The organism is uncultured Ralstonia sp. (assembly GCA_913056305.1).
Lineage (GTDB): Bacteria > Pseudomonadota > Gammaproteobacteria > Burkholderiales > Burkholderiaceae > Ralstonia.
In genome coordinates, this window is sequence record CAJXMR010000182.1 from 1 (window position 1) to 9,569 (window position 9,569).

At 66.2% G+C, this 9,569-nt stretch carries 8 protein-coding genes and 1 tRNA gene; all 9 read left to right on the top strand.

Annotation, left to right across the window (positions count from 1 at the left end; genetic code table 11):
• Positions 1-1,109, top strand: a 1,109-nt coding sequence (locus QZ609_RS20710) for an NAD-dependent succinate-semialdehyde dehydrogenase (protein WP_295498961.1), incomplete at its 5' end; no start/stop codon positions are given.
• A gap of 79 nt (positions 1,110-1,188) precedes the next feature.
• The gene (locus QZ609_RS20715) at positions 1,189-3,237 is read left to right on the top strand and encodes an acetoacetate--CoA ligase (protein WP_295498964.1); all 2,049 of its coding nucleotides are present in this window, start codon (positions 1,189-1,191) and stop codon (positions 3,235-3,237) included.
• 160 nt (positions 3,238-3,397) lie between these two features.
• Complete coding sequence (locus tag QZ609_RS20720; RefSeq protein WP_295498967.1) at positions 3,398-4,225, top strand: hypothetical protein; 828 nt, start codon at positions 3,398-3,400, stop codon at positions 4,223-4,225.
• A 110-nt stretch (positions 4,226-4,335) separates the two neighbouring features.
• Complete coding sequence (locus QZ609_RS20725) at positions 4,336-4,932, top strand: ParB-like protein (protein WP_295498969.1); 597 nt, start codon at positions 4,336-4,338, stop codon at positions 4,930-4,932.
• A gap of 35 nt (positions 4,933-4,967) precedes the next feature.
• Entirely contained in the window at positions 4,968-5,540 is a 573-nt protein-coding gene (locus QZ609_RS20730) for a DUF4337 domain-containing protein (protein ID WP_295498972.1), read from the top strand.
• 418 nt (positions 5,541-5,958) lie between these two features.
• The gene (locus tag QZ609_RS20735) at positions 5,959-6,744 is read left to right on the top strand and encodes a hypothetical protein (protein WP_295498975.1); all 786 of its coding nucleotides are present in this window, start codon (positions 5,959-5,961) and stop codon (positions 6,742-6,744) included.
• A 183-nt stretch (positions 6,745-6,927) separates the two neighbouring features.
• A complete protein-coding gene (locus QZ609_RS20740) occupies positions 6,928-8,049 on the top strand; it encodes a beta-ketoacyl-ACP synthase III (protein ID WP_295498977.1) in 1,122 nt (373 codons plus the stop codon).
• A 104-nt stretch (positions 8,050-8,153) separates the two neighbouring features.
• Positions 8,154-8,227, top strand: a tRNA-Gly gene (locus QZ609_RS20745).
• Between the two features lie 224 nt (positions 8,228-8,451).
• On the top strand, positions 8,452-9,569 hold a 1,118-nt coding region (locus QZ609_RS20750), incomplete at its 3' end, for an integrase arm-type DNA-binding domain-containing protein (RefSeq protein WP_295498979.1).

The following is a 9,569-nucleotide window of genomic DNA, read 5'->3' on the forward strand; positions in this document are numbered from 1 at the left end:
CCGAAGAGGCCAAGCGCGTCTCCGGCGATGTGATGGCCAGCACCTGGCGCGACAAGCGCATGGTCGTGCTCAAGCAGCCGGTGGGCGTCTGCGCATCCATCACGCCGTGGAACTTCCCGCTGGCGATGATCACCCGCAAAGTCGCGCCGGCATTGGCAGCAGGCTGCACCATCGTCATCAAGCCCGCCGAGCAGACACCGCTGTCGGCGCTCGCCATGGCTGAACTGGCACACCGCGCGGGCATCCCGAAGGGTGTGGTCAACGTGGTGACGGGCGATGCCGATCGCTCGATCGCCATCGGCCGCGCGCTGTGCGAATCGCCGATCGTGCGGCACCTGTCGTTCACGGGTTCGACGCCGGTGGGCCGCATCCTGATGGAGCAGTGCTCGCCGACGGTGAAGAAGGTGGCGCTGGAGCTGGGCGGCCACGCACCGTTCATCGTGTTCGACGACGCCGACCTCGATGCCGCCGTGGAAGGTGCGGTGCAGTCGAAGTATCGCAACGCCGGCCAGACCTGCGTGTGTACGAACCGCTTCTACGTGCACGCCTCGGTGTATGAGGCGTTTGTCGAGAAGCTCTCGGCCAAGGTCAAGGGCATCAAGGTCGGTAACGGGTTCGACACGGGCGTGGTGCAGGGCCCGCTGATCGATGACCAGGCCGTCGAGAAGGTGCAGCGCCACATCAGTGACGCAACGCAAAAGGGCGCGCGCCTGACCGCCGGCGGCAAGCTGATGCAGGGCTTCGGCTCGCAGCGTTTCGTCGAGCCCACCGTGCTGGCCGACGCCACGCCCGACATGCTGATCGCGCGTGAAGAAACCTTCGGCCCCGTCTCCGCCATCTTCAAGTTCGAGGATGAAGCCGAGGTCGTACGCCTGGCCAACGACACCGAATTCGGCCTCGCCTCGTATTTCTTCAGCCGCGACATCGGCCGCATCTGGCGCGTGGCCGAGCAGCTCGAGTACGGCATGGTCGGCATCAACACGGGGCTGATCTCGAACGAGGTGGCGCCGTTCGGCGGCATCAAGCAGTCGGGCCTGGGCCGTGAGGGCTCGGTCTACGGCATCGACGAATATCTGGAACTCAAGTACCTGTGCATGGGCGGCATCTAAGCCAGCCGCCCCACCCCATCGGCCGACCCGCCGCAGAGAGCGGGCGGCCTCCCCCTTGCCTTTGCGGCGGAGGAGACACATGAGCACCATCCAGGAAGGCGCCCTGCTGTGGACGCCATCGGCTGACGTCATCGCCCGTGCGCGGCTGACGCACTATCTCGACTGGCTCGCGCGCGAGCGCGGCCTGCGCTTCTCGGCCACCACGCCCGAGGGCTACGACCAGCTCTGGCAGTGGTCCACCACCGACCTCGAAGCGTTCTGGACCTCGGTCTGGGAACACTTCGACCTGCGCGCCTCGACACCCTTCACGCAGATGCTGGGCGAGCGCACCATGCCCGGCGCGCAATGGCTGGTCGGCGCCAGGCTGAACTACGTCGACCAGGTCATGCGCCACGTCGACGAAGGCGGCAGCCCCGACCGCACCGCCATCCGCTACGCCAGCGAGACCGCGCCGCTGGCGGATGTGTCCTGGCGCGAACTGCGCCGCCGCGTCGCCTCGCTGGCCGAGGCCTTGCGCGAGATGGGCGTGGTGCCCGGCGACCGCGTCGCCGCCTACCTGTCGAACACGCCGGACGCCATCGTCGCCTTCCTCGCCACGGCCAGCGTCGGGGCGATCTGGTCGGTCTGTGCGCCGGACATGGGCCAGGTGGCCGTGACCGACCGCTTCCGCCAGATCGAGCCCAAGGTGCTGATCGCCGTGGATGGCTACCACTACGGCGGCCGCGCGTTCGACCGCACCGGCGTGGTCGCGGAGATGGTCGCCGCGCTGCCGACGGTCGAACAGCTCGTGCTGGTGCCGCAGTTGCACGGCGGCATCGACCGCGCGCGCTTCCTGCAGGCTCAAGACTGGCGCGACCTCACGGCCAGCGACGTGCCACTCGTCGTGACGCCGGTCGCGGCTGACCACCCGCTGTGGATCCTCTATTCGTCCGGCACCACCGGCATGCCCAAACCCATCGTGCACGGCCACGGTGGCCTGCTGCTGGTGCAGACGATGATGGGCGCACTGCACCTCGACCTGGGCCCAGACGACGTCTTCCATTGGTACAGCAGCACCGGCTGGGTCATGTGGAACTCGCAGGTCTGCGGGCTGCTCGGCGGCGTGACGGTCGCGCTGTATGACGGCAACCCCGGCACGCCCGACCTCAATACGCTGTGGCGCTTTGCGCAGGACGCGGGCGTCACGTTCTTTGGCGCGGGTGCGGCGTTCTTCGCCAACTGCCTGAAGGCCGGTATCGAGCCCGGGCGCGCGTTCAATCTGTCGAAGCTGCGCGCGGTCGGCTCGACCGGCTCGCCGCTCTCGGCCGAGGCCTACGACTGGATCTACCGCCACGTGAAGGCCGACGTGTGGCTCAACCCGATCTCGGGCGGCACGGACTTCGCCGGCTGCTTCGTCGGCGGCGTGCCCACCCTGCCCGTCACCGCCGGCGAGATGCAATGCCGCAACCTCGGCTCGCGCGTCGAGGCGCTGGACGAGGCCGGCAAACCGCTGATCGATGCGGTGGGCGAGCTGGTCTGCACCGCACCCATCCCGTCGATGCCGCTGTTCTTCTGGGGCGACGCCGACGGCAGCCGCTACCGCGACAGCTACTTCGACATGTACCCCGGCCAGTGGCGCCACGGCGACTGGATCAAGATCACCCGGCGCGGCGGCGCCATCATCTACGGCCGCTCGGACGCCACCATCAACCGCCACGGCATCCGCATGGGCACGGCGGAGCTGTACCGCGTGGTGGAAGACCTGCCGGAGGTGCTCGACAGTCTCGTTGTCGATCTGGAATTCCTCGGGCGCGAGTCGTTCATGCCGCTCTTTGTCGTGCTGCGCGAGGGCGCGGTGCTGGACGACACGCTGCGCGACACGATCAACGCCCGTATCCGCGCGGGGCTGTCGGCGCGGCACGTGCCCAACGTGATCGTGCAGGCACCCGGCGTGCCGCGCACACTGTCAGGCAAGAAAATGGAAGTGCCGATCAAGAAACTGCTGCTGGGTGCGCCGCCCGAACGCATCGCCAACCCCGACGCGATGGCCAACCCGGAGGTGCTGGTGTGGTATGCGGACTACGCCCGGTCACTGCAGGCGGGTCGCCAAAGTGCGCTGGCACCGGCGCTGGAGACGTGGCGGACCTAGGGCGCATGCCCAGCATGAACAGGACGTAATCCAATCGTCGATTTCCCGTTCTACAATTTGGTTCGATCGGTCGATAGCACGGCACAGACAGGGTGACTAACTTGCAGCGTGCAACGGCGCGACAGATGCCGGGCATGGCTGTTTCAACGGGGAGTCATTCATGCTTGCTACGACGAGCGTCTTGGTGAAGACGGACGGCGGCCGCGAGGCGCTGTCCGCGCGCCGTCACGACCTGCAGATGCGCCAGCGCCATCTGCTCATCCTGATCAACGGGGCCCGCACGGTCGGGCAGTTGCATCAGCTGCTCGCCGACTGGCCTGATTTCGATGATCTGCTCACCGGGCTGCATGACGCCGGCATGGTCGACGTGCTCAACGCGCCGGAAGAGGAGACAGCGCCGGCCGCCGCCATTGCCACCAGCAGCGCCCCAACCGACATCGCCACCGCCGCCGTCGAATCTCCGGCGTCGGACGCAACGTTCGACCCCATCGCCTATTTCAACCAGCCGCTGTTCGAAGACGTCTCGGTGGATGCCGCCCTGGTGGCCGCCTACGAAGGCGTGCCGCCGCTCACGGGCATGACGCTCGGCCTGCAGACCCGGGCCGCACCCGTGGGCGAGATCGAGGCGGCCAACGAACCGGCGGCCGCGCCGGCGCAAGCCGCCGTCGCGGAACCCATCGCGGAACCCGTCGCCGAACCTGTTTCCGAACCCGTCGTCGCACCACCACCGCCCCCTACCACACCCCCCGAACTCGCGGACGTGCTGCCCAATGTCGTCAAGGTGGAGCTGATGCGGCTGGCGGTGAAGCACTTCGGCGCAGCGGCCGGCGCCGTCATCCCGCTGCTGCGCACCAGCGGCGAAGACATGCGCGCCTTGTGCGACGTCATCGCCGCCTGCAGCGTGGCCGCCAAGCCGCAGGCCGGCGAGCAGGCCGCCGCCCGCTTCCTGGACGATGCCTTGCGGGCGCTGTCGCTACGGCGCAGCTAGGCTTGGGTCCCGCGCCGTGCAATCCGCAGGGTGCGCACGCCTGCGGAAGTTGCTATGCTGCCCCAGCCCGCGCCGGCGCGGGCGGTATCGCAACCCAAAGAGGCAACACCATGCCCAAGCTGCACGAATCTCCCATCCATGACCTGCGCCCGACCCAGCTGACGGTCGGCATGATCGAAGTCCAGGACAAGAAGACGCACCTCGCCGCGATGACGGCGGCCGACCAGACGGCGTTCATGCAGGCGCACCCGATCCCGGCCGTCATGGGCCCGGGCGGCAAGCTGTACATCACCGACCACCACCACCTGGGGCGCGCGGCGCTCGAAGCCGGTGTGGTCACGGGCTACTTCATCGTCGAAGCCGATCTGTCGAGCCACGGCCTCGACGATTTCTGGAAGGCGATGGACGACAGCCTGTGGGTCCATCCTCTGGACGAGCACGGCGTGCGGCACTACTACGCCAGCATTCCCGACCACCTGGAAAAGCTCATCGACGACCCATACCGATCGCTGGCCGGCTACGTGCGCAACGCCGGTGGCTATGACAAGACGCCCACCGCCTTTGCCGAATTCGTGTGGGCCGACTTCTTCCGCCGCCACATTCCCGTCGAAGACCTGCACGCCAATTTCCAGGCTGCTGTCCAAGCCGCCATTCCGCTGGCCAAGAGCAAGTTCGCCAAGACCCTGCCGGGATACAACGGCAAATAACGAAAACACCTACAACACAGAACCACCGGGGAACCATGTCTGAAGAGTTTGAAGTGCGCGGCGTACACGAAGACGCGCTCGACCACGCGGCCGAATCGGGGGATTCGGACCGCTTTGCCGGCCGCATCGCGGTGATGACCGCCATCCTGTCCACCGCCGGCGCGGTATTCGGCTACCAGGGCGGCGCCACCCAGAACGAGGCGCTGCTGCTGAAGAACGAAGCCGCCATCCACAAGACCGAAGCCGCGAACCAGTGGGCCTACTACCAGGCCAAATCGCAGAAGCAGGCGATCGCCGAGCTGTCGGCGCAACTGCCGGGCGTCGACCACGACGCCGCCAAGCGTGAAGCGCAGCGCTACGCGAGCGAGAAGGAACAGATCCGCCAGACCGCCGAAGCGCAAGAGCATGCCGCCAGCGAAGCCGACAAGGCCAGCGAGCTGGCCGTGCACCACCATCATCGCTGGGCGCAGGCGGTGGTGGCCATCCAGGTGTCGATCGCACTGGCCGCGATCACGCTGCTCTCGCGGCGCCGCTGGCTGCAGGTGTTCTCCTACGGGGTCGGTGGAGTGGGTGGCGTGCTGGCGGTGATGGCGCTGCTGCATCTCTGAGCCTCACCCTTCGCGTTCCATCCAATCGCGCCAAATGCATGCTCCGCTGCCGCACGATCCATGGCGGCGGAGCCTGTCCCGCCCTACCCGACCGACCGACCGCCCGCCCGCCCACAAACGTTACGGAAATGTTCCCGCGTAACGTAACGAACACGCGGGCAGTCGCCTGAAAACCCGCATCGGCAGGCGCTTTAAACAGGTCATGCACGCGCATGATCCCGTGTCGCCAGGCTAGGGACTTCCCCCGATCCAGACCGTATCCCAAACGGTTGCGCCGTACCGCGGCGACGCGCCTGGGGCCGACCGACGTCGATACCCCTACACCTTGGCATGCTCCCTGCGGAGGGGCCCCGCCGGTTCGCAGTCTCTCGCGTGCCGGCGCAGCGTTTTTTCAAAACGTTCATTCAAGGGACTCTCAATGAAAATGCTTGAGCATGTTTTCAAACTGTCGGGTGTGGCTGTTGGTGCGTTGATGGTGATGGCGTCGGCGCAGGCGCAATCGCTGCCCACGGGGCTGCCGAGCGCGGGCGATGCGCTCGCTCCGGTGGTGGCGACCGTCAATACCGTCAGCGGCGCCATCAGCAACGCGCCCGGTGTGGGCAGCGCAGCCGCACCGCTGACCGGTGCAATCAACACCGTCACCAGCACGCTTGGCAATGCCGCTGCCGGCGGCGCCAACCCGATCGCGCCGATCACCAATGCGTTGGCCAGCGGCCAAGCGGCACTGGGCAACGTGCCGGTCCTGGGCAACGTCGTCTCGCAAGCGACGGGTGCGCTGGGCGGCGCGGCCGCAGGTGGCAACCCGCTCGCACCGATCACCTCGGCCCTCGCCAACGGCCCGGCGGCGTTGAACAATATCCCGGTGCTGGGCGGCATCGCCTCGCAGGCGACGGGCGCACTGGGCGGCGCAGCCGCAGGTGGCAACCCGCTCGCACCGATCACCTCGGCGCTCGCCAACGGCCCGGCTGCGTTGAACAATGTGCCGGTGCTGGGGAGCGTCGTCTCGCAGGCAACGAGCGCACTGAGCGGCGCAGCGGGTGGCGGCAATCCGCTGGCACCGATCACGGGCGCCCTCGCCAACGGCCCGGCAGCGCTGGGCAACGTGCCGGTCCTGGGCGGCGTGCTGTCGCAAGGCGGCGGCACGTTCGGTGGCGGCGTGCCCGGCGTCGGCGGCCTGAGCGTGACGGTGGCCGTCAGGCACTAAAGCCCAAGCGTCGTCCGCACCCGCTTTCCGGCCCAGCGTGGGCTGGAAAGCGGGTGCAGCGGCGACCGGCAGGCATCAGCGCCAACTGGCGCCGTGGTTTACCCCGTTCCGTCCCCGGAATTGCGCGCGTGAATCGGCGGGTGTGCTATCGTCGCCGCCACACAAATTTCACGAACAGTGGGTATGCACGACGTCGTCATCAGCGGCACCGGCCTGTGGGTTGCACCGGAAGTCATCACCAACGAAGAACTGGTGGTCGCGTTCAACGCCTACACCAAGCGCTACAACGAAGAGCACGCCGAAGCCATCGCTGCCGGCGAGCTCACCGCGCTGGCCGAATCGTCGGCGGAATTCATCGAGAAGGCTTCGGGGATCCGGCAGCGCTACGTGGTCGACAAGGCCGGCGTGCTCGACCCGGCGCGCATGCGCCCGCACCTGACGCCGCGCCCGGACGATACGCTGTCGCTGCAGGCGGAAGTCGGCGCGGCTGCCGCGCGCGACGCTCTCGCCGCCGCCGGCCGTGACGCGAGCGAGATCGACATGCTGATCTGCGCCACGTCGAACATGCAACGCCCGTATCCGGCGCTGGGCGTCGAGATTCAGAATGCCATCGGCGCTGGCGGCTACGCCTTCGACATGAACGTCGCCTGCTCGTCGGCCACCTTCGGCCTGGAGCAGGCCATCAACGCCGTGCGCACCGGCACGGCGCGCGCCGCCCTGGTGGTAAGCCCCGAGATCACGTCCGGCCACCTGGCGTGGAAAGACCGCGACTGCCACTTCATCTTCGGCGATGTGTGCACCGCCGTGCTGGTCGAACGCACTGAAGACTCGCGCTCCACCGACAAGTGGCAAGTCCTGGGCACGAAGCTGGCCACCAGCTTCTCCAACAACATCCGCAACAACGCCGGCTACCTCTCGCGCAGCGAAGACCGCGACCCCGACGACCGCGACCAGCTCTTCCGCCAGGAAGGCCGCAAGGTGTTCAAGGAAGTCTGCCCGATGGCGGCCGAGCATATCGCCACCCACCTGCAGTCGCTCGGCCACGCGCCGGCCGGCGTGCGCCGCTTCTGGCTGCACCAGGCCAACCTGGCGATGAACCAGCTGATCAGCAAGCGCCTGCTCGGCCACGATGCCTCGGCCGACGAGGCGCCGGTGATCCTGGACGAGTTTGCCAATACGGCATCGGCGGGTTCGATCATCGCGTTCCATCGCCATCGTGCCGATCTGAAGTCGGGCGACCTGGGCCTGATCTGCTCGTTTGGTGCGGGGTATTCGATTGGTAGCGTGGCGGTGCGCAAGGTGTGACGGCGCTGGCGGGGCGCGGGGTGAATGAGGCGGCACTTTTCGCCCAGGCCGATCGCCCCGCTGCTTGCCGAATCGCCGCAACCCCGCATAGAATGGCGGACTACGCGGGCGTCGTATAATGGTAATACCCTAGCTTCCCAAGCTAGAGCCGTGGGTTCGATTCCCATCGCCCGCTCCACTTCACGATCTGCTGAGTTCCATGGAGTTCTGCAAGTCGTTGATGCCATTGGATTTTATTCACTGACATCATCCAGCGTGTTCCGCTGGAAGCTGCCTACAGCCAGGACTTTTTAGTCCACTATTTAGTCCATCTTTGAGGACGTGGCGGCTTCCGGTTTGTTGCTGGAGGGGCGTGGTAGACGAGACCAGCATCTGCTCCTGACTCCCAACAGGAGCAAGAGCATGGCACTTTCAGACACGGCAGTCCGGCAAGCCAAACCGACCGGCAAGGCCTACACCCTTTCAGACTCAGACGGGCTTGCCCTGGCGGTTGCCGACAATGGCAACAAGTCCTGGCACTTCCGCTACCAATGGGCCGGCAAACAAAAGCGGATGTCGCTCGGCACGTATCCAGAGGTGACCTTACGCGAGGCGAGAACTCTCCGAGACGAGGCCCGCGGGCTGGTCTCGAAGGGCACCAATCCACACGTTCATCGCAAGCAAAAGCGCGCGGCAGTCCGCTTGGCGGACCAGAACACTTTCGACGCCGTGTATCGAAAGTGGCTCAAGCATCGCGGGCTCGCCCTCAAACAAGGTCGGCAAACCACCCTGTCGCAGATCCCTCGCGTGTTCGACAAGGACGTACTGCCAACGCTCGGCAAGCGCTCTGTCTACGACGTCAAGCGCACCGACCTCTTAGAGGTGATCGCCAAGATCGAAAAGCGCAAGGCGTTGTCCGTTGCAGAGAAGGTAAGAACCTGGTTCAACCAGTTGTTCCGGTATGCGCTGGTGATCGTGCCTGGCCTTGAACAGAACCCTGCATCCGATCTCGACGTCGTGGCCTTGCCGCTACCTCCCGTCAACCACAATCCGTTTCTGCGCATGGCGGACCTGCCCAAGCTGCTGCAACGCTTACGCAGGTACCGTGGCCGGCTGCAAACTCAGTTGGGCCTTCGACTTTTGATGCTGACCGGAGTCCGTACCGGCGAGCTGCGTATGGCGACGCCCGACCAGTTCGATCTCGATCGCGGCCTCTGGATCATCCCGCCGGATGTTGTGAAGCAACTGCAAATGGACATGCGAAAGAAGCGGCAGTTGCCCAAGGATGTTCCACCATACATCGTGCCCTTGTCAGAGCAAGCTATGGAGATCGTTCGACACCTGATGGAACAGTTCAAACCAGCTCAACACTTCCTGCTCCGCCACGACAGCAAACCGATGCAACGCATCAGCGAGAACACCCTCAACGGAGCACTCAAGCGCATGGGTTACAGGGATCTTCTGACAGGACACGGGCTGCGGGCCACCATGTCCACCGCGCTGAACGAAATCGGGTATCCGAAGGCGTGGGTAGATGCACA